This window comes from Actinoplanes nipponensis, from assembly GCF_016862275.1.
Lineage (GTDB): Bacteria > Actinomycetota > Actinomycetes > Mycobacteriales > Micromonosporaceae > Actinoplanes > Actinoplanes nipponensis.
Genome location: NZ_BOMQ01000098.1, coordinates 47,300 through 68,255 on the forward strand (window position 1 = coordinate 47,300; position 20,956 = coordinate 68,255).

Genomic DNA, 20,956 nt, shown 5'->3' on the forward strand with positions numbered 1-20,956 from the left:
TCCGCGCCCCGTCGACCGGCGGGTACGGGAGCGCGGAAGGGCCAAGCTCACTAGGGTCGGTGCGGAACGCACGGACGAGGGACGGGGACACGATGGATTGCTTCACCAGCCGGCGTGACGCGTGCTGAGGCAGGTCGCGGAGGATGTGCTGGTCCACCGGAGCGGGTTCTGCCGGAGCAACGCCGTGGTCGTCCGGGGCCGGGCCGGCGTGTTGCTCATCGACGCCGGGGTGACCGGGGCCGAGCTGGGCTGCCTGGCGACCGACCTCGGCGAGCTGGGCCAGACCGTGGTGGCCGGCTTCTCGACGCATCCGCACTGGGATCACCTGCTCTGGCACGCCCGGCTCGGGACGGCGCCGCGGTACGGCACGGCCCGCTGCGCGGACACCGCCCGGGACCGGCTGTCGGACCCGGGGGCGCGGGCCCGCGTCGCCACGATGATGCCGGCCGACATCGCCGACCAGGTGCCGCTGGAGCTGCTGGGCGACATCACCGGCGTGCCCGCCGGAACCGCGCGGGTGCCGTGGGACGGCCCGCCGGTCCGGATCATCGAGCACCGGGCGCACGCCCCGGGCCATGCCGCGCTGGTGATCGAGGACCGCGGGGTGCTCGTCGCCGGCGACATGCTCTCCGACGTCCTGACGCCGATGCTGGACCTGGCCGGGGCGGCCGACCCGATCGAGGACTACCTGGCGGCGCTGCGGCTGCTGGAGGACGTGGCGGGCGACGTCGAGGTCCTCGTCCCCGGGCACGGGTCGGTCGGCGGGGCCGCGGAGCTGCGCGCCCGGATCGAGCGGGACCGGGCGTACGTGCTCGCCCTGCGCGCGGGGCGGGACCCCGGCGACCCGCGGGTCGGCCCGTCGGCCGAGCCCGGCTGGGAGTGGGTGAGCGAGGTGCACGAGGGACAGGTCCGGCGCCTCGCCGAGCGGGCCGCGGGCGGCTGAGAGCGGCCCGCAGCCGGGTCGGGCGGCCGTCACCGGCGACCCCCGCGCAGCAAACCGGCCGGGACTAAGCTGACGGCGTGGTGCTCGCTCATGACACGGCCGGAGCTCTCGTGGCAGCCGTGGCGCTGGTGAACTCGGCGGAGGCGCCGGACTCACTGACCACACCGGACGACCTGGACGCCTTCCTGGCCGCGCACCCGTACGCCGGGCCCCGCGTCCGTCCCGCGGCCGAGCTGGCGGGCGTCCGCCGGTTGCGCCGGCCCCTGCGCGAGCTGCTCACCGGCGGCCGGGAGGAGGCGGCGCGGCTGGTCAACCGGATCTTCACCGAGCACTCCGTGCGGCTCCAGCTGGTGCGGCACGACGGGTGGGACTACCACCTGCACGCGGTCGACGCGCGGGCGCCGCTGACCGGCCGGATCGCGGTGGCGACCGCCATGGCGGTGGCCGACCTGATCCGCGCCGGCGAGCTGGGCCGGCTGTCGATCTGCGCCGACCGGACCTGCGGCGGCATCGTCGTCGATCTGTCGCGCAATCGTTCGCGCCGATTCTGCAGCGTCGCCTGCGGCAACCGGGTCGCCGCCGCGGCGTACCGGTCGCGTAAGCGCGACGACGACGCGGAAGCGAATTCCTGACATTGTCCGGTCGCCCCCACGGCGGATCCGATCGATTCGGCAGGAAGCTGCCACGGCCGATCCCGCCGGGGCCGCCGGGCGCGCTTGCCCGGCCGCCGAGCGGACCGGTAAAATGGCCGATCGTGCCCGGCGACCCGAGCAACGTCCCCGTTCCGTCAGGCTATTCCGCGACCGGTCCGCCGTTCGCCGGAAACGCCGTTCCGAATAGGCCGGAGGCCTCCTTCACCAACCGGGCTCTCGGATTTCTGGCCGGCATCCTCACCGCGCTGCTGGAGGCCGGCTACTTCGTGGCCGGCGGCATTGTGCTCGGCCCGGCCATGCTCTGGCCGCGCACCCGTCCGGCCGCCGTCGGGCGGTTTCTCGCCGGCGTGCGGTGGCTGACCGGGCTGGAACTGCGCCGCCGGTCCCGGTTCTTCGGCGACGTCTTCCCGGCCGTTCGCGACGAGCAGAAGGCCCTGCCCTACCTGACCGCCCGGCTGGCCGCCGGCCTGCTGTCGGCGATCGTGGTCGGGCTGCTCGGCTTCGGCGTGATCCTGGTGGTGCTGCTCACCGGCGGGGTGATCCGCGGCTCGGTCGGCCCGGGCGACCTGCTGGCCCAGGTGATCCTCGGCAGCGTGCTGCTCTTCCTGGACCTGCAGGGCATCATCTCGCTGGCCGTGCTCGACGGCCGGCTGGCCCGGCGCTACTTCGGCCCGTCGGAACGCGAGATGCTCAAGCGGCGGATCGCCGAGCTGTCCGCGAGCCGGGCCGGCATCGTGCGGGCGGTCGACACCGAGCGCCGGCGCATCGAACGCGACCTGCACGACGGCGTCCAGCAGCGGCTGGTCGCGCTGGCCATGCTGCTGGGCCGGGCCCGCCGGCACCGCGACCCGGCCGAGGCCGGGCGGCTGCTCGAGCAGGCCCATCGCGAGTCCGAGGAGGTGCTGGTCGAGCTGCGCGAGGTGGCCTGGCGGGCGTACCCGTCGGCGCTGGACAACCTCGGCCTGCCGGAGGCGCTGGCCGGTGTGGCCGAACGGTCCGGCATCCCGGTGCGGATCGGCATCGACCTGCCCGCCCCGCTGCCGCGCCCGGTGGAGATCGCCACCTACTTCGTGGTCTCGGAGGCGGTGACCAACGCGGTCAAGCATTCCGGCGCCACCGCGATAGTGGTGGCGATAAGGCGCGGCCCGCACCGCGTGCACGTCAGCATCAGCGACGACGGCGGCGGCGGCGCCGACCCGGCGGGCAGCGGCCTGTCCGGCCTCGGCCTGCGCGTCGCCGCCCTGGACGGCGAGATGTCCGTGAGCAGCCCGCCCGGCGGACCGACCGAGATCAGTGTGGAGATCCCTTGCGAGTAATCCTGGCCGAAGACTCGATCCTGCTGCGCGAGGGGCTGATCCGGCTGCTCACCGAGGAGGGCCACGAGGTGCTCGCCGCGGTCGGCGACGGCGAGGCGCTGATCCGCGAGGTGGAGCAGCGCCGGCCCGATCTCATCGTGGTGGACATCCGGATGCCGCCGACGCACACCGACGAGGGGCTGCGCGCGGCCCTGGAGATCCGCCGCCGCTGGCCGGACCTGGGCGTCCTGGTGCTGTCCCAGCACGTGGAGAAGAACTACGCCACCCAGCTGCTGGCCTCCGACACCGCCGGCGTCGGCTATCTGCTCAAGGACCGGGTGTCGCGGGTGGAGGAGTTCCTCGACTCGCTCGACCGGGTGCACAACGGCGGGGCCGCCATCGACCCCGAGGTCGTACGCCAACTGCTGGCCCGCACCACCCATGTGGACCCGCTCAGCAAGCTCACCACCCGCGAGCGCGAGGTGCTGGACCAGATGGCGCAGGGGCACACCAACGCGGCCATCGCGCTGAAGCTGCACATCTCGCAGAGCGCGGTGGAGAAGAACGTCAACATGATCTTCGAGAAGCTGGACCTGACCCGCACGACCGGATACAGCCGGCGGGTCCTGGCCGTCCTGCAGTACCTCGGCTCCTGAGCCGGCCGCGCCCGCCCTAGCTGTACGGGTTGAGCGCGTCCTCGGGCAGGTGTTCGAGGCTGACCCGGTCGCCGACGCCGGCCTCGGCGGCCAGCTCGATGAGCGTGCTGAAGGCGACGTGGTCCTCCAGGGCGAAACCGGTCGAGTCGAAGACGGTGCGCCGGGTGCGCAGCGGCACCGCGTCCTGGGGCCGGGCGCAGAGCGTCATCAGGTCGGGGCCCACCTCCTCGTCGGTGAGCTGCTGGCACTCGCCCTCGGCCCGCGCCTGGGCGAAGTGGTCCGGCACCACCGTCGCGCCGCGCAGCACCGCCAGCGGCAGCTCGAACTTGCCGACCAGGTCCGCGCCGACCGCGTTGATGTGCACGTCGGGCCGCAACCCGGCGCCCGGCAGCACCGGGCCGGCGCCGACGCCGACGGTGGTCGCCGTGCAGATGATGTCGGACTCACGCTCGATCTCCTCGACGCCGGCCACGCGGACGTCGAGCCCGAGGAAGTCGACCCGGTCCGGGTAGGACCGGGCGTGGGCCGGGTCGGCGTCGGCGACCAGGATGCGTTCGAGCGGGAAGACCCGGCTCAGCGCGTGCGCCTGGGTGACCGCCTGGGCGCCGGCGCCGACCAGGCCGAGGGTGCGGGAGCCGGGCCGGGCCAGCAGGGAGCTGGCGACCGCCGAGGCGGCGCCGGTCCGGAACGCCGTCAGCAGCACGCCGTCGCTGACCGCCTGCAGGTGGCCGGTGACGTCGTCGTAGCGGGTCAGGGTGCCGATGATGGTCGGCAGGTTGAGCCGCGCCGGGTTCGACGGCGTGTAGGCGACCATCTTCATCGTCATGGATTCGCCGGCCCGGTGGTGCGGCATCCATTCGATGACCCCGGTGTCGCCGGCGCCGCGCAGGAATCCGCCGCGCGGCGGGGTGTGGCCTTTGGCGTCGGCGCTGAATGCCGTCCGCAGATTGCGGATCAGCAGATCCATGAAATGGTCGCGACCATTCGTCTCGACGAGTTTGGCAACGTGTTGCCGCGTCAGCAGCAGCGTATCCATGGCGTTCTCCTCCAGCGCAGGGGGCGGGCGCGGCACGTGGCCCGGGCACGAATAGGGGCGGCGCCGACCGGCGGCCGGGGGCCGCAATCAGTGGGCCGCTGCGATAGCCGAGACGCTACCGGAGGAATGTCGACGACGGTCCCCGCGGCGAGCAAGTTGCAGGAAGTTACCAACGCCGGCCGGGCGGTCCGGACACTGTGGTTTCTCGCAGTTTCCTACTGCGGTCCGCCGCGGTGTTTTCGGGGGTTCGTCTTGTAGGTGGCGCGGCCGTGGATCACTAGCGTCATCGGGGTCCGGAGACAACCCGTGAGCGCGAGAGGAAACGACGTGAGGAAAAACCCGGCAACGGTACGGATCGCGCGCTGGAGTGCGACCCATCCGTGGTCTGCGATCGTCCTGTGGACGGCCTTCGTCGTCGTGTGTTACCTGCTGGGCGGCGCGGCCGGCACCAACAAGATCAGCGACGCCGACTCCGGGGTCCGCGAGTCCGGCACGGCGACCCGGCTGGCCGCCTCGGGCGACTTCCCGGAGGCCCCCGAGGAGAGCGTGCTGATCACCGCCGAGAGCGGCGGCCGGCTCGACGCGGCCGCGGCCACCGCGGTGGCCCAGGACGTCATCGCGCGGATGCGGGCCCTGCCCGAGGTGGCCGAGGTCGGCGCCGCGATCCCCGCCCCGGACGGCGAGGCGGTGCTGGTCCCGGTCACGATGACCGGCGACACCGAGACGGCCGACGCCCACGTGCAGCCGCTGCTGGACCAGAGCGCGGCCGCCCAGCAGGCGCACCCGGGCTTCCGGGTCGAGCAGGTCGGCACCGGTTCGACCGCGAAGGGCCTGACCGAGACGCTGGGCGAGGACTTCGAGCGCGCCGAGTTCCTCAGCCTGCCGATGACCATGCTGATCCTGCTGGTCGTCTTCGGCGCGGTGATCGCGGCCGGCATCCCCGTGGTGCTGGCGCTGTCCTCGGTGGGCGCCGCGATCGGCCTCTCCGCCCTGGTCTCGCACTTCGTGCCGGCGACCAGCACGGTCACCAACGTCATCCTGCTGATGGGCATGGCGGTCGGCGTCGACTACTCGCTGTTCTACATCAAACGCGAACGCGAGGAGCGGGCCAAGGGCCGCGACCGGCTGGACGCGATCGAGGTCGCCGCGCTGACCTCCGGGCACACCGTCGTCATGTCCGGCATCACCGTGATCGTGGCCATGGCCGGGCTCTACCTGGCCCGCGAGGCGACGTTCAGCTCGCTGGCCACCGGCTCGATCGTGGTGGTGGCCGTGGCCATGCTGGCGTCGCTGACGGTCCTGCCGGCGCTGCTGGCGAAGCTGGGCCGCTGGGTCGACCGGCCCAAGGTGCCGCTGCTGTGGCGGCTGACGATGCGCTCCGGGCGTTCCCGGGTGTGGCCGCGGCTGCTGCGCCCCGCCCTGGCCCACCCGGTGCTCACGCTGGTCGTGTCGGTCGGCGCGCTGCTGGCCGTGGCCGTGCCCGCGCTGGACATGAAGCTCAAGCAGTCCGGCAGCGAGGACCTCTCCCGCGACATCGCGGTGGTCAGGGCCATGGACCGGCTGACCACCCACTTCCCCAGCGAGGGCACCACGCACGAGGTGGTCGTACGGGCCCCGGCCGAGCAGGCGGGCGCCGTCACCACCGCGCTGCGGGGCCTGATCGCCCGGACCGGGACCGATCCGCTGTTCGCCCGCGACCAGCAACCGACGGTACGCGAGTCCGCCGACAAGACCGTGCACACGGTCACCGTGGGCACGCCGTACCCGGCCAAGTCCGACGGCGCCCACGACTCCCTGGACGCCCTGCGCGACTGGCTGCCGGAGGCCGTCGGCGGGATCGCCGGCGTCGAGTACGCGGTCGGCGGCAAGGTGGCCCAGAGCGACGACTTCACCAACCACCTGCAGGAGCGGCTCCCCTGGGTGGTCGGCTTCGTGTTGCTGCTGACCATGGGCATGATGGCGTTGATGTTCCGCTCGGTGGCCATCGCGCTGTCGGCCGTCTTCCTCAACCTGCTCTCGGCGGCGGCGGCGTTCGGCGTGCTGGTGGCCGTCTTCCAGCACACCTGGGCCGAGGACGTGCTGGACTTCAGCTCGTCCGGCGCCCTGGTCAACTGGCTGCCGCTGTTCCTGTTCGTTGTCCTGTTCGGACTGTCCATGGACTACCACGTGTTCGTGGTCAGCCGGATCCGGGAGGCGGCGCAGCAGGGCCTGCCGATGCGGGCGGCGGTCGAGGAGGGCATCACCCGCTCGGCCGGCGTGGTCACCAGCGCCGCCATCGTGATGGTCGGGGTGTTCTCGATCTTCGGCACGCTGAGCCTGATCGAGTTCAAGCAGCTCGGCGTCGGCCTGGCCACCGCGATCCTGATCGACGCGCTGGTGATCCGCACCTACGTGCTGCCCGCGCTGATGGCCGTGCTCGGCGACGCGAACTGGTGGCCCGGCCGGATCGAGGTCCGCGGGCCGGTCGGCGGGGAGCCGGCGCCCGCCCAGCCGGCCGCGCAGCAGGCGCCGCCGGAGCACGACTACGCCCACGCCGTGACCGCGCAGTACCCGGCGTACGGCTCGGGCCCGCAGCACCGGCGCCCGGACGGCACCTGACCGGGCCGCCCGTGAACCGGGAGGGAGGACGCCGGTTCCCCCGGCCGGCGTCCTCCCTCCCCATCTCCCCGCCCGCCGCCGCGACTCAGCCGGGCCGGTCCCCGGCGGCGAGGAAGTCCACGATGCACTTGTTGACCGTCTCCGGATCCTCGAGGTAGCCGTAGTGACCGCACCCCGTGATCAGCTCGAACCGGGCCCCGGCGATCGCGCCGGCGACCTCCCGGCCCAGGTGCGGCGGCGTGATCAGGTCGTCCGCGAAGGCGATCACCTGGCACGGCACGGTGATGCCGGCATAGGCCGGCCGCCGGTCGCTCAGCCGGGAGATCTCCATCTGCGCCCGCTGGCCCGGCCCCGCGGCCGGCGAGAACTCGAAGAGCTCGAGCCAGTCGGCGACCTGGCGCTCGTCGTCGAGGGTGCGCGGGGACAGCGACTTGAGCGCCCGCACCACGGCGGCGTAGCGCGGCGGCAGGGTGATGCCCGCGTCGTGCAGCTCGATCTCGGCCCGGGTCAGCTCGGCGCGCAGCCGGTCGGTGCGTCCCCGGGTGGCCATGAACACGGCCCGGCGCACCAGCTCCGGGCGGCGCAGGGCGAGCTCCTGGGCGACGAAGGCGCCCATCGAGGTGCCGACGACGTGGCACGGGCCGGCGCCGACGTGCTCGATCAGCCCGGCGACGTCGCCGACCAGGTCGTCGACGGTGAAGCCGCCGGCGCACACCGAGGTGGGCGGGATGCCGCGGTTGTCGAAGACGATCACCCGGTGTCCGGCCGCGGTGAGCGCCGGGACCTGGTGCAGCCGCCACACCTGGTGGCCGCCGCCGGTGCCCTGGATCAGCACGACCGGGTCGCCCGCGCCGTACTCCTCGTAATGCAACTGGATGCCGTTGACCGGTACGACGGGCATGCCGCCCCTCCCCTGCGGATCGTGCGGAACGAGACGGCCCGCCCACCGCGACGGTGAGCGGGCCGGATGACGCCGTGGCGGTCAGGCGGCCGGGCCGGCGCCGTCCATCGCGGCGATCAGGCTCTTGGGCCGCATGTCCGTCCAGGTGCTGTCGATGTACTCCAGGGCGGCGTCCCGCGGGCCCTCCGGCAGGACCGTGGTCCAGCCGGCCGGCACCTCGACGAACGCCGGCCACAGCGAGTGCTGGCCCTCGTCGTTGACCAGGACGAGATAGGTCCCCTCGGGGTCCTCGAACGGATTCGTGCTCATCGGTGGCTCCTTGGGATAGCCCGGCCGGTCCGGTGCCGCCGGGTCACGAGCTGGTTCACAACCGGCTGTCGAGGATGCGGCCGACGCTCGCGACATGGCGCGGATCCGTCATCAGATCGCCGTGGGTCGATTCTACGTCCGCCACCTCCAGGCGACCGCCGACGAACGGTTTCCAGAAGTGGACATTCAAACGGTTCTCGCGGTCTTGCGCGGACATCTTCGTGGCCGAGACGAACAGGATGTTGCCGTCGAAGAATTGCGGCCGAAAGGCCCGCATGATGCGCACGTTGTTCACGTAGACGTCCTTGAGCGCGAGGATGTCGTGCGCGTCGAGATGCCCGAGCGACGCGTCGGTCGCGCGCAGGAACTCGCGGAAGCGCAGCAGCACCGCGGTCTGGTCGGCCCGCAGCTGCGCCTCGTCGAAGTCGAAGCCCAGCGCCCGCATGTTGTGCGCGACGATGTCGTGCTCGACCACCGGCAGCAGCTCGGCCCCGGGCGTCGGCGGGTACGCGTCCAGCAGCGCCAGCAGCGAGACCTGCTCCCCCTCGGCCCGCAGCCGCACGGCGAGGGCGTGCGCGGCCAGCCCGCCGAAGGACCAGCCGGCCAGCCGGTACGGCCCGTGCGGCCGGATCGCGCGGATCTCGGCGAGGTAGTCCGCGACCATCTCGTCCATGGTGGACGGCAGCGGGCCGCGCCCGTCCAGGCCCCGGGCCTGGATGCCGTAGACCGGCACGTCCGGGTCCAGGTGCCGGACCAGCCCGGCGTAGCACCAGCTGAAGCCGCCGCCGGGGTGCAGGCAGAACAGCGGCGCGGCGGTGCCGGCGGCGCGCAGCGGCAGCACGACTGCCGCCGAATCCCGCCGCTCGGACGGGCCGCCGTCGAGCAGGGCGGCCAGCTGCGTCACCGTGGGCGCCTCGAAGACGTGCCGCACCGGCGTCTCAGTCCCCAGGGTCTCCCGGATCCGGGCGACCAGCCGGGCGGCCAGGAAGGAATGGCCGCCGAGGGCGAAGAAGTCGTCGTCGGCGGTGACCTCGGCGGCCCCCAGGACCTCGGCGAAGAGGGCGGCCACGGCCTGTTCGGTGGGCGTGCCCGGCGCGCGGCCCGGGGCCTCGCCGGAGCGTCCCGGCGCCGGCAGCGCGCCGCGGTCCAGCTTGCCGTTCGGGGTGAGCGGCAGCTCGGCCAGCCCCACCACGGCGGCCGGCACCAGGTGCGCCGGCAGCCGCCCGGCCAGCTCCCGGTGCAGCGCGGTGGTGTCCTGCTCCGGGACGACGTACGCGGTCAGCCGCAGGTCGCCCGGCCGGTCCTCGCGGACGACGACCGCGGCCCGGCGCACGCCCGGCAGCGCGGTGAGCACGGCCTCGACCTCGCCCGGCTCGACCCGGAAGCCCCGGATCTTCACCTGGTCGTCGGTGCGGCCGAGGTAGCGCAGCCGGCCCTGGGCGTCCCAGCTCGCCAGGTCGCCGGTGCGGTACATCCGGGTGCCCGGCGGGCCGAGCGGGTCGGCCACGAACCGCTCGCCGGTCAGCGCCGGCCGCCCCAGGTAGCCGCGGGCCAGGTTCGCGCCGGCGATGTAGAGCTCGCCGGGCACCCCGACCGGCGCCGGGCGCAGCCACGGGTCGAGCACCCGCATCGCGGTGTTGGCGATGGGCGCGCCGATCGGCGCGGCCGCCGGCCACTGCGCCACCGGCCCGGGCAACCGGTACGCGGTGACGACGTGCGTCTCGGCGGGGCCGTAGTGGTTGTGCAGCCGGCAGCCGGGGTGCAGCTCGTGGAACCGCCGTACGCCGGGGTGCAGGGTGAGCGCCTCGCCGGCCTGGACCAGGTCGGTGAGCTCGGGCAGCGCGACGCCGTGGGCGACCGCCGCCTGGCACACCGCGTCGATGACCAGGTTCGGGGCGTACAGCTCCTGGATGCGGGCGGCGCGCAGCCAGCGGGCCAGCGCGACCGGGTCCCGGCGCACGTCCTCGTCGCAGACCACCAGGGTCCGGCCGGTGAGCACGGCGGCCAGCATCTCCTGCACGGACACGTCGAAGCTGACCGCGGTGAACTGGGCGATCCGCGCGCCCGGCCGGCCCGGCAGCGCGCGGGCGTGCCACGCGAGCAGGTTCGCCGTGGCGCCGGCCGGCATGGTGATGCCCTTGGGCCGCCCGGTCGAGCCGGAGGTGTAGATCACGTACGCCGGGTGGGCGGGCGCGAGCGGGGCCGTCCGGTCCGCGTCGGTGAGGTCGGTCCCGGCCAGCCCGGCCAGCGCCGCCGCGGTGCCGGGGTCGTCCAGCACCACCACCCGGCCGGCCGGCAGCGTGCCGGGTGGCAGCGCCGCGGCGGCCGCCCGGCTGGTCACGACGACGCCGGGCGCGGCGTCGGTGAGCATCGCCCGGATCCGGGCCGGCGGATACCCGGGGTCGACCGGGAGGTAGGCCGCGCCGGCCTTGAGGGTGGCGAGCATCGTCGTGACGAGCTCGCCCGAGCGGGGCAGCAGCGCCGCGATTCGGCTCTCCGGTCCGGCGCCGCGCCCGGCCAGCAGCCGTGCGAGCCGGTTGGCGGCGGCGTTCAGCTCGGCGTAGGTCAGCGTGCCGAGCGGCCCCTCGACCGCCGGTGTCCGCGGGCTCCGGGCGGCCTGGTCCTCGAAGGACACCGGCAGCGGCCGCCACGTGAGCGCCGTGGCGGTGTCGTTGAACCCGGCCGTGAGCCGCTGCCGTTCGGCCCCGGAGAGCAGCTCCACCGCGCCGATACGCCGGCGGGGGTCGGCCGTGACGGCGGTCAGCAGCCGCAGCAGCCGGTCCACGAAGGACTCCGCGGTCGCGTGGTCGAACAGGTCGGTGCTGTACTCCAGGGAGGCGCCGAGTCCGGCCGGCCGGCCCGCCGGGTCGCGGCGCTCGGCGAACGCGAACAGCAGGTCGAACTTGGCCGTCTCCGGCGTGCCGGGCAGGTCCTCCACGCGCAGGCCGGGCAGCCGCGGCGCCGGGGCGTCCCGGCCGGTGTTGTTGAGGGTCAGCATCACCTGGAACAGCGGGTGCCGGGCCGTCGAGCGGGGCGGGTTCAGCTCCTCCACGAGCCGTTCGAACGGCAGGTCCTGGTGCGCGTACGCGGCCAGGTCGGTCTCCCGCACCCGGGCCACCAGGTCCCGGAACGCCGGGTTGCCCGCGGTGCTGGTGCGCAGCACGAGGGTGTTGGCGAAGAAGCCGACCAGGTCGTCGAGCGCGTCGTCGGTGCGCCCGGCCACCGGCGTGCCGATCGGGATGTCGGTGCCGCCGGTGAGCCGGCTGAGCAGGACGGCGACGGCGGCCTGGAGCACCATGAAGGGGCTGGCGTGGCACTGCTGGGCCAGGGCGGCCAGCCGGTCGTGCAGGTCCCGCGGCACCTCGAAGATCACCCGGTCGCCCCGGTGGGACGCGACCGCCGGGCGGGGCCGGTCGGTGGGCAGGCCGAGCTCGTCCGGCAGCCCGGCCAGCGTCCGGGTCCAGTGGGCGAGCTGGCCGCTCAGCAGGCCGGCCGGGTCGTCCTCGGCGCCGAGCAGCCGCCGGTTCCAGAGGGTGTAGTCGGCGTACTGGGCCGGCAGCGGCGCCCATCCGGGGGCGGCGCCGGCGTGCCGGGCCGCGTACGCGGTGCTCAGGTCGCGGGCCAGGATCGGCACCGACCAGCCGTCCCCGGCGATGTGGTGCAGGACGAGCAGCAACACGTGTTCGCGCGGGCCGACGGCGAACAACCAGGCGCGCAGCGGCGTCTCGGCGTCGAGGGCGAAGCAGTGGGCGGCGGCCCGGCCGAGCGCGGCCGGCAGGTCCGGCTCGGTGACCGGCTCGGTGGTCAGCGCCGGCGCGCCCCGCTCCGGGTCGAGGACCACCTGGTACGGCCCGGCGGCGTCCTCGGCCAGCACGGTGCGCAGCGCCTCGTGCCGGGTGGCCAGGTCCGTGAGGGCGGCCCGCAGCGCGCCGGTGTCGAGCTCGCCGGTGAGCCGCAACGCGAACGGGATGTTGTAGGTCGGGCTGGGGCCCTCGAAGCGGTGCAGGAACCAGAGCCGGCGCTGGGCGTACGAGGCCGGCACCCGGTCGGGTCGTGGCCGCACGGCGGTGACCGGCTCGCGGGCCGCCCCGGCCGTGTCGAGCGCGCGGGCCAGCCGGGCCACCGTGGGGGCGTCGAACAGCCCGCGGATGGCCAGCTCGGCGCCGAGCACCGTGCGGATCCGGCCGACCAGCCGGGTGGCCAGCAGCGAGTGCCCGCCGAGAGCGAAGAAGTCGTCGTCGATGCCGACCGACGGCACGCCCAGGCACTCGGCGAACAGCTGGCACAGCAGCTCCTCGCGGGGCGACCGCGGGGCCCGCCCGGCCGCGGCGCCGGTGAGCTCGGGCACGGGCAGCCGGGCCCGGTCGACCTTGCCGTTGCCGGTCAGCGGCAGCGTGTCCAGCACCACGAACGTCGCCGGGATCATGTAGCCGGGCAGCACGGTCTCGGCGTGGGCGCGCACGGCGGCCGGGTCGAGGGTGGCGCCGCGGGCGGCGACCAGGTAGGCGGCCAGCCGCTTGTCGCCGGGCGCGGGCTCCCACACCGTGACGACGGCCTGGGCCACCTCGGCGTGCCGGGCCAGGACGGCCTCGATCTCGCCGGTCTCGATCCGGAAGCCGCGGATCTTCACCTGGTGGTCGGCCCGGCCCAGGTACTCCAGCAGCCCGTCGGCGGTCCAGCGGACCAGGTCCCCGGTGCGGTAGAGGCGGGCGCCGGGCGCACCGTACGGGTCGGCGACGAACCGGGCGGCGGTCAGCGCGGGCCGGTGGCGGTAGCCGCGGCTCACACCGGTGCCGCCGATGTAGAGCTCGCCGGGCACGCCGGGCGCCACGGGCCGCAGCGCGGTGTCCAGGACCCGCAGCCCGGTGTTGTCCAGGGCGGTGCCGATGGGCACCTCGGCCGGTACCGGGGCGCCGGGGGCGAGCCGGTGCCGGGCGGCGAAGGTGGTGGTCTCGGTCGGGCCGTAGCCGTCCACGACGGTGAGGTCCGGGCAGGCCCGCAGGACGGCGCGTACCGATTCCGCGGGGACCACGTCACCGCCGGTCCACACCTCGCGGACCCCGGCGAGGGTCTCGGGGGCCTCGTCGGCGACGAGCTGGAACAGCCCGGAGGTGAGCCACAGCGCGGTCACGGCGTGCTCGGCCAGGGTCTTGCCGAGCAGGGCGACGTCGAGCCGGCCGGGCGGCGCCACCACGGCGGTGCCCCCGGACAGCAGCGGCACCCACAGCTCGTAGGTGGACGCGTCGAACGCCTGCGGCGAGTGGACCAGCACCCGGTCGTGGGCGCCGGTCCGGAAGGCGGAGTCCGCCGCCAGGTCGAGCACGTTGCGGTGGGTGACGGCGACGCCCTTGGGGACGCCGGTCGAGCCGGAGGTGGAGATCACGTAGGCCAGGCTGTCGGGCTCCAGGGCGGGAGCGGGCGCCGCACCCGGTTCGGGCGTGGCCGTGGCGTCGATGACCGGCGGGCCGAGAGCAGCCGCGAGCGCGGTGTTCGGCGGGTCGGTCAGGACGGCCGCGGCGCCGGCGTCGGCGAGCACCGCGCGCATCCGGTCGGCCGGGTCGCCCGGGTGCAGCGGCAGGTAGGCGCCGCCGGCCTTGAGGATGCCGAGCAGGGCGACGATCAGTTCGGCGGAGCGCTCCATGAGCAGCCCGACCGGGGTCTCCGGGCCGACGCCCCGGCCGGCGAGCCGGCGGGCGAGCCGGTCGGAGGCCTCGTCCAGCTCGGCGTAGGTGAGCGTGGTGTCGCCCGCCCGCACGGCGACCGCGCCGGGGCTGCGCGCGGCCTGGGCCCGGAACGCGGCGGGCACGCTGCGCCCGCCCACCGGGCGGTGGACGCCGTCACCGGCGGCGAGCGCGGCGCGCTGCTCCGGTTCGGAGCACACGGCGACGCGGCCCAGCGGCACGGACGGGTCGGTCGCCAGCGCGGTCAGCACCCGCTCCAGGCGGTCCAGCACGGCCGCGGCGAGCGGCGCCGGGATCAGGTCGCCCTGGTGGTCCAGGCGCAGCTTGAGGCGGCCGCGGCCGACCACGACCAGGGCGAGCGGGTAGTGGGTGGCGTCCCGGTTGCTGCTGCTGGTGACGCGGACCCCGGGCAGGCCCGCGGCGGCGCCGGGACCGGCCTCGACCGGGTAGTTCTCGAAGACCATGGTGGTGTCGAAGAGCTCGCCGGGCCCGGCCAGGCGCTGCACCTCGGCCAGGCTGAGCTGCTGGTACGGCTGCAGCCGGGTCTGCTCGTCCTGCAACCGGCGCAGCCCGGCGACGAGCGGCTCGCGCGGGTCGAGCCGCACCCGGACGGGCAGCGTGTTGATGAACAGGCCGACCATCGTCTCGACGCCGTCCAGCTCGGGCGGGCGCCCGGAGACGGTGGCGCCGAAGACGACGTCGTCCTGCCCGGTGAGGCTGCCCAGCACGATCGCCCACGCGCCCTGCACGAGGGTGTTGAGGGTGAGACCCCGTGAGCGGGCCAGCTCGGTGAGGGCGGTGAAGGTGGCCTCGGGCAGCTCCCGGTCGAGCCGGCCGGGCACGACCGGCCGGCGGCCCTCGGCCCGCGGCGCCACCAGGGTGGGCCCGGGCAGGCCGGCGAGGGCGTCGCGCCAGGCGGCGAGGGCCTTGTCGCGGTCCTGGGCGCCGAGCCACTGCAGGTAGTCGCGGAACGGTCGGACGCGCGGCAGCGTGCTGTCGTCGCCCGCGGTGGCGTACAGGGTGAGCAGCTCGCGCACGAGCATCGGGCGGGACCAGCCGTCGAGCAGGATGTGGTGGTTGGTCAGCACGAACCGGTAGCGGCCGGCGCCGAGCCGGTACAGCGTGTACCGCAGCAGCGGCGGGCGGGTCAGGTCGAAGCGGCGCAGCCGGTCCTCGTGCTGCGCGGCGTCCGCGGCGGCGGCCCGCTCGTCCGGCGGCAGGTGGGTCAGGTCCACTTCGGACCAGGGCAGCGCCACCTGGTGCGGGATGAGCTGCACCGGCCGCTGCAGGCCGCTGTGCCGGAACGCCGCCCGCAGGTTGGCGTGCCGGCGCAGCAATGCGGCGCAGGCCGCCCGCAACGCGCCGACGTCGAGGTCGCCCTCGAGGTCGATGGCCTGCTGCACGAGGTAGACATCCGTGGCGTCGGTGTCGTACTCGCTGTGGAACAGCAGTCCCTCCTGCAACGGGGCCAGGGGCAGGATGTCCTGCAAACCGTTCTGCGCCGCCATCACGACACCCTCCACTCGTCTTCCAGCAAGTCGATCTCGTCCTGGCTCAGCAGGCTCAGGGACACGTCCGAGACGGTCAGGCCGCCCGCGCCGGCCCGACCGGCGTGGGCGACCAGCGCCTCCAGCGCGGCGAACCACAGGTCGGCCAGCTCGCGGACCTCGGGCTCGGTGAGCACACCGGTGGCCCAGGTCCAGGTCGCGGCCAGCTCGGAGCCGCGCGGCCCGTCGTTGGTGCGGGCGTTGACCTCCACCGCGTGGGCCAGCGGGACCCGCGGGTCGGTGGCGCCGAACCCGGCGGCGGAGCCGAGCATCGTCCAGTCGGGGATCTCGGCCGCGCCGGCGTCGGCGAGGTCGGCCGTGGTGAACCGGCCCAGATAGTTGAAGCCGGCGGCGGGTTCCGGCAGGCCCGCGAAGCCCGCCGCGGTGTCCGGGTTGAGGTGCCGGACCAGGCCGTACCCGAGGCCCTTGTCGGGCACCGCCCGCAGCTGCTCCTTGACCCGCTTGAGCACCGCCCCGATCGCCGGGCCGCCGGCCCAGGCGTCGGCCTCGTCGTCCGGGCGCCCGTCCAGGCGCACCGGGTAGACGTTGGTGAACCACCCGACGGTGCGGGCCAGGTCGGCCCCGGGGACCAGGTGCTCCTCGCGGCCGTGCCCCTCGAGGTCGAGCAGCAGGCCGGCGCCGCCGCGCCAGCGGGCCCAGGCCAGCGCGAACGCGGCCAGCAGCACGTCGTTGACGTCGGCGTGGAACAGCGCCGGGACGGTGGTCAGCACCTGCTCGGTGACCGCCGCGGGCAGGGTCACGCTCAGGTGCCCGGCCGTGTCGTAGCGGTCCCGCCCGGGGTCGAGCGGGCGGCTGCCCAGCGGCGGCTCGTCGCGGCGCAGCACCTGCTGCCACCAGCCGGCCTCGGCGGCCCGCACGGGCGTCGCGGCCAGCTCGGTGAGCCGCCGGGCCCAGCCGCGCAGCGAGGTGCCGACCGGCTGCAGCCGGGGCGGGCGGCCGGCGCCGGCCGCCTGGTACGCCTCGGCCAGGTCCGGCACCAGCACCCGCCAGGAGACCCCGTCGACGACCAGGTGGTGCGCCAGGACGAGCAGCAGGCCGGGGGTGGCCGGGCCCCGGTCGAACCAGACGACCTGGAGCATCGTCCCGCCGGCCGGGTCCAGCCGCTGCCGGGCGGCCTCGGTGTGCTCGCGCAGCAGGGCCTCGTGGCCGTCCCCGCCGGCCGGGACCCGGGTCACCAGCGCCGCGGCGGCGGTGGCGCCCGGCGGCGGGACCGTGAGCCGGTGTCCGCCGGGCCCGGTGTGCAGGACGGCGCGCAGCGCGTCGTGGTGGTCGAGGACCGCCTGGACCGCCGCGGTGAGGCGCTCGGTGGTGAGCGTCGCCGGGACCTGGACCAGCCGCGACTGGTTGAACTGGCCGGTGGGCCCGCCGCGGTCCAGGAAGGACCGGATGATCGGGGTGAGCGGGACGTCGCCGTACGCGGCGCCCGGCTCCTCCGGCGGGACGGCGGCGAGCCGGCGGACGACCGGCGCGAGGGCCTCGACCGTGCGGTGCTCGAAGACCTCCCGCACCGACAACTCCAGACCCGCCCGACGCGCCCGGCTCACCAACTGGATCGACATGATGCTGTCGCCACCCAGATCGAAGAACCCCTCGTCCACCCCCACCTCGGACACACCCAGCACCTCGGCGAACAAACCCGCCAACACCTTCTCCCGCTCATCCCGCGGACCCCGCCCACCACCGGCCCCGAACTCCGGCACCGGCAACGCCGCCCGGTCCACCTTGCCGTTGGCGGTCAGCGGCAGCCCGTCGACCAGCACCACGGCGGCCGGGACCAGGTAGTCGGGCAGGGTGGCCGCCGCGTGCCGGCGCAGGTCCTCCGGCTGCACGGAGAACGTCGCGGCGGTGACCACGTACGCGACGAGGCGCTTGTCCCCCGGCCGGTCCTCGCGCAGGACGACGGCCGCCTCGGCCACCTCCGGGCGGGTGCGCAGCACCGCCTCGATCTCGCCCGGCTCGACCCGGAAGCCCCGCAGCTTGACCTGGTCGTCGACCCGCCCGAGGAACACCAGCCGGCCGTCGGCGGTCCAGCGCACGACGTCGCCGGTGCGGTACATCCGCTCGCCGGCCCCGGCGAACGGGTCCGCGACGAACCGCTGCCCGGTCAGCGCCGGGCGGCCCAGGTAGCCGCGGGCCACCCCGGCCCCGCCGAGGTAGAGCTCGCCCTTGACGCCCGGGGCGACCGGTTGCAGCCGCTCGTCCAGCACGTAGGTGCGGGTGTTCCACAGCGGGGCGCCGATGGGCACCACGGTCTCCGGGACGGCGTCGCCCGCGCGCAGCGGGTTGACCGTGGAGAAGACCGTGGTCTCGGTCGGGCCGTACTCGTTGGCGACGATCGTGCCGGGGCAGGCGTCGAGCACGCGGCGCACCGCGACCGGGGAGACGACGTCGCCGCCGGCCCAGATCTCGCGCACGCCGGCGAAGCAGGCCGGGTGCTCCTCGGCGAGGACCCGGAACAGGCCGGCGCTGACGAACATGCCGGTCACCTGCTGCTCGGCGATGACCGCGGCGAGGTCGGGGGCGCCGAGCCGGCCCGGCGGCGCGACCACGACGCGGCCGCCGGTGAGCAGCGGCGTCCAGATCTCGAAGGTGGAGGCGTCGAAGGCGTACGGCGAGTGCAGGAGCACCCGCTCGTGCCGGCCCTGGCGCCAGTAGCGGGCCCCGGCGAGGTGCACGACGTTGGCGTGGGTGTTGGCCACCCCCTTGGGCGTGCCGGTGGAGCCGGACGTGTACATGACGTAGACGAGCTGGTCGGGGTCGGTCGGGACGGCCGGGTCGGAGGTGTCGCCGGCGTCGCCGTCCGGCCCGACGACCGGGGCCAGGGCGGTGAAGCCGAGCCGGTCCGGCGCCCGGTCGGTGACCAGGGCGACCGCGGCGGTGTCGCGCAGGATGAACTCGGCGCGGGCCGCCGGCTGGTCCGGGTCGAGCGGCACGTAGACGCCGCCGGCCTTGAGCACCGCCAGGCTGGCGACGACCAGCGCGGCCGAGCGCTCCAGCAGGACGGCGACCCGGTCCTCGGGGCGCACGCCCTGGCGGATCAGCCGGTGCGCCAGTCGGTTCGCCGCGGCGTTCAGGGCCGCGTACGTCAGCGTGGTGGCGCCCGCGACGACCGCGACGGCGTCCGGGGTGTGCGCGGCCTGCCGGGCGACCAGCTCGTGCACCGCCGCCGCGGGGAAGGGCTCGGCGGTGTCGTTCCAGGCGGTCAGCAGGGTGTGCCGCTCGACGGGGTCGAGGACGTCGATGGCGCCGAGCCGCCGGTACGGGTCGGCGGCCACGCTCTCCAGGACGCGGACGAACCGCGCGACGAGCAGCTCGGCCGAGGACCGGTCGAACAGGTCGGTGCTGAAGTCGAGCCAGCCGCCGAGGGCGGGCGGAGCGCCGGGCGCCGGGACGCGTTCGGCGAGTTCGAAGGACAGGTCGAACTTCGCCGCCACCGTGCCGGACGGCCGCCCGGTGACGGTGAGGCCGGGCAGTTCCGTGACCGTGGCGGGGGTGGCGTTGTCCAGGTTGAGCATGACCTGGAACAGCGGGTGCCGGGACAGTGACCGTTCCGGGTTCAGCTCCTCGACCAACCGCTCGAACGGCAGATCCTGATGCGCGTACGCCGCCAGATCCGTCTCCCGCACCCGGGCCACCAACTCCGCAAACGACGGATCCCCCGACGTGTCGGTCCGCAACACCAACGTGTTGACGAAGAACCCCACCAACTCGTCCAACGCATCGTCGGTACGCCCCGCGATCGGCGTGCCGATCGGGATGTCCGTGCCGGCGCCGAGCCGGGTCAGCAGGGTCGCCAGCGACGCCTGCAACACCATGAACATTGTCGCCCGCGAAGCCCCGGCCACCTGCGACAACCGCACCGACAACCCCGCCGGCACCTCGAACGGCACCCGCCCACCGGCATACGACGGCCGCGAACCCCGCGCCCGGTCCACCGGCAACTCCAACTCCTGCGGCAAACCCGCCAACGCCGACCGCCAGAACCCCAGCTGCCGACCCACCTCCCCCTCCCCCAACACCGCACGCTGCCACAAGCTGTAATCCGCGTACTGCACCGGCAACGGCGACCACGACGGCGACCCACCGGCCACCCGCGCCGCATACGCCACGGCCAGGTCGCGGACGAGGATGGCCCGGGACCAGGCGTCGCTGGCGATGTGGTGGGTGAGCAGGACCAGGACCTGCCGGTCGGGCGCGGTCGGGAAGAGCCACGCCCGGAGCATGGTGTCGGCCGAGATGTCGAAGACGTGCGCCGCGGCGTCCCGGACCCGGTCGTCGACGTCGGCGGGGCCGGCCGGCTCGACGGTGAGCGTGACGGCGGCCCGGTCGGGCGCGAGCACGACCTGGTGCGCCTGCGTCTCGTCGGCGCCGACGACCACGGTGCGCAGGCTCTCGTGCCGGGCGACGACGTCGGCGAGGGCGGCGCGCAGGGCGTCGACGTCGAGGTGCCCGTCGAGGTCGAGGGCGACCGGCACGTTGTAGGCGTCGCTCGGCCCCTCCAGCTGGCGCAGGAACCAGAGGCGCTGCTGGGCGAAGGAGACCGGGATCCGCGCGGGCCGTTCCCGGACCGCGGTCAGGCGGGTCCGGGTGGCGGTGGTGGTGTCGAGGGCGGCGGCCAGGCCGGCGACGGTCGGCGTCTCGAACAGCTGCCGGACCGCCACCTCGACGTCCAGCACCGAACGGATCCGGCTGATCAGCCGGGTGGCCAGCAGCGAGTGCCCGCCCAGGACGAAGAAGTCGTCGTCGATACCGACGCCCTCGACCCCGAGGACCTCCGCGAACAGCCCGCACAGCAGCTCCTCACGCGGGTTGCGCGGCCGGCGACCGGCGGCTTCGAGGCCGTAGTCGGGTGCCGGCAGTGCGCGGCGGTTCAGCTTGCCGTTCGGCGTGAGCGGGAAGGTGTCCAGGGACACGAACGCCGACGGGACCATGTAGTCGGGCAGCAGGGCGGCGGCTCGTTCGCGTACTCCGGTGGCGTCGCCGCGCAGGTAGGCGACCAGGCGCCGGTCGCCCGGCTGGTCCTCGCGGACGATGACGGCGGCCTGGGTGACGGCGGGGTCGGCGGCCAGGACGGCCTCGATCTCGCCCAGCTCGATGCGGTAGCCGCGCAGCTTGACCTGATCGTCGGCCCGCGACAGGTACTCCAGACTGCCCGCGGGCGACCAGCGGCCGATGTCGCCGGTACGGTAGAACCGCGAACCGGCCGGCCCGTAGGGGTTGGCGACGAAGCGTTGCGCGGTCAGCCCCGGACGCTGCCAATACCCGCGGACGACGCCGTCACCGGCGATGTAGACCTCGCCGGGGACGCCGGCCGGG

Annotated in this window: 10 protein-coding genes; 5 read left to right on the forward strand and 5 right to left on the reverse strand. The window is 74.9% G+C overall.

Annotated elements, in window-relative coordinates; translation table 11 throughout:
* The first annotated feature begins 121 nt into the window (after positions 1-121).
* The 4 genes from Ani05nite_RS39025 to Ani05nite_RS39040 all read left to right on the forward strand — a co-directional run bounded on the left by Ani05nite_RS39025 (position 122) and on the right by Ani05nite_RS39040 (position 3,547).
* Positions 122-943 (forward strand): MBL fold metallo-hydrolase, encoded by an 822-nt coding sequence (locus Ani05nite_RS39025; RefSeq protein WP_203776922.1) that lies wholly within the window; start codon positions 122-124, stop codon positions 941-943.
* 110 nt (positions 944-1,053) lie between these two features.
* Entirely contained in the window at positions 1,054-1,575 is a 522-nt protein-coding gene (locus Ani05nite_RS39030; protein WP_239131076.1) for a CGNR zinc finger domain-containing protein, read from the forward strand.
* A gap of 122 nt (positions 1,576-1,697) precedes the next feature.
* Entirely contained in the window at positions 1,698-2,912 is a 1,215-nt protein-coding gene (locus Ani05nite_RS39035) for a sensor histidine kinase (RefSeq protein ID WP_239131077.1), read from the forward strand.
* Entirely contained in the window at positions 2,903-3,547 is a 645-nt protein-coding gene (locus tag Ani05nite_RS39040; RefSeq protein WP_203776926.1) for a response regulator transcription factor, read from the forward strand. The genes Ani05nite_RS39035 and Ani05nite_RS39040 overlap by 10 nt, the downstream gene beginning before the upstream one ends.
* A 16-nt stretch (positions 3,548-3,563) precedes the next feature.
* Here Ani05nite_RS39040 and Ani05nite_RS39045 read toward each other — a convergent pair whose 3' ends face one another.
* Positions 3,564-4,583, reverse strand: coding sequence for an ornithine cyclodeaminase family protein (locus Ani05nite_RS39045; RefSeq protein WP_203776928.1), 1,020 nt, complete (start codon positions 4,581-4,583; stop codon positions 3,564-3,566).
* Between the two features lie 327 nt (positions 4,584-4,910).
* Here Ani05nite_RS39045 and Ani05nite_RS39050 point away from each other — a divergent pair, with 327 nt between their 5' ends.
* A complete protein-coding gene (locus tag Ani05nite_RS39050) occupies positions 4,911-7,181 on the forward strand; it encodes an MMPL family transporter (protein ID WP_203776930.1) in 2,271 nt (756 codons plus the stop codon).
* Between the two features lie 85 nt (positions 7,182-7,266).
* Here Ani05nite_RS39050 and Ani05nite_RS39055 read toward each other — a convergent pair whose 3' ends face one another.
* From Ani05nite_RS39055 to Ani05nite_RS39070, 4 genes are all read right to left on the reverse strand, one after another.
* Entirely contained in the window at positions 7,267-8,082 is an 816-nt protein-coding gene (locus Ani05nite_RS39055) for an alpha/beta hydrolase (RefSeq protein ID WP_203776932.1), read from the reverse strand.
* Positions 8,083-8,163: 81 nt separating this feature from the next.
* Entirely contained in the window at positions 8,164-8,391 is a 228-nt protein-coding gene (locus Ani05nite_RS39060; RefSeq protein ID WP_203776934.1) for an MbtH family protein, read from the reverse strand.
* Positions 8,392-8,446: 55 nt separating this feature from the next.
* Positions 8,447-15,580 (reverse strand): non-ribosomal peptide synthetase, encoded by a 7,134-nt coding sequence (locus Ani05nite_RS39065; protein ID WP_203776936.1) that lies wholly within the window; start codon positions 15,578-15,580, stop codon positions 8,447-8,449.
* A partial coding sequence (locus tag Ani05nite_RS39070; RefSeq protein ID WP_203776938.1) for a non-ribosomal peptide synthetase occupies positions 15,580-20,956 on the reverse strand: 5,377 nt, incomplete at its 5' end. The genes Ani05nite_RS39065 and Ani05nite_RS39070, both read right to left, overlap by 1 nt.

Excerpts from the sequence above, each read along its gene's own strand:
- Ani05nite_RS39045 (WP_203776928.1), bottom strand. The coding sequence starts at position 4,583 with ATGGATACGCTGCTGCTGACGCGGCAACACGTTGCCAAACTCGTCGAG.
- Ani05nite_RS39060 (WP_203776934.1), bottom strand. The coding sequence starts at position 8,391 with ATGAGCACGAATCCGTTCGAGGACCCCGAGGGGACCTATCTCGTCCTG.
- Ani05nite_RS39055 (WP_203776932.1), bottom strand. The coding sequence starts at position 8,082 with ATGCCCGTCGTACCGGTCAACGGCATCCAGTTGCATTACGAGGAGTAC.
- Ani05nite_RS39065 (WP_203776936.1), bottom strand. The coding sequence starts at position 15,580 with ATGGCGGCGCAGAACGGTTTGCAGGACATCCTGCCCCTGGCCCCGTTG.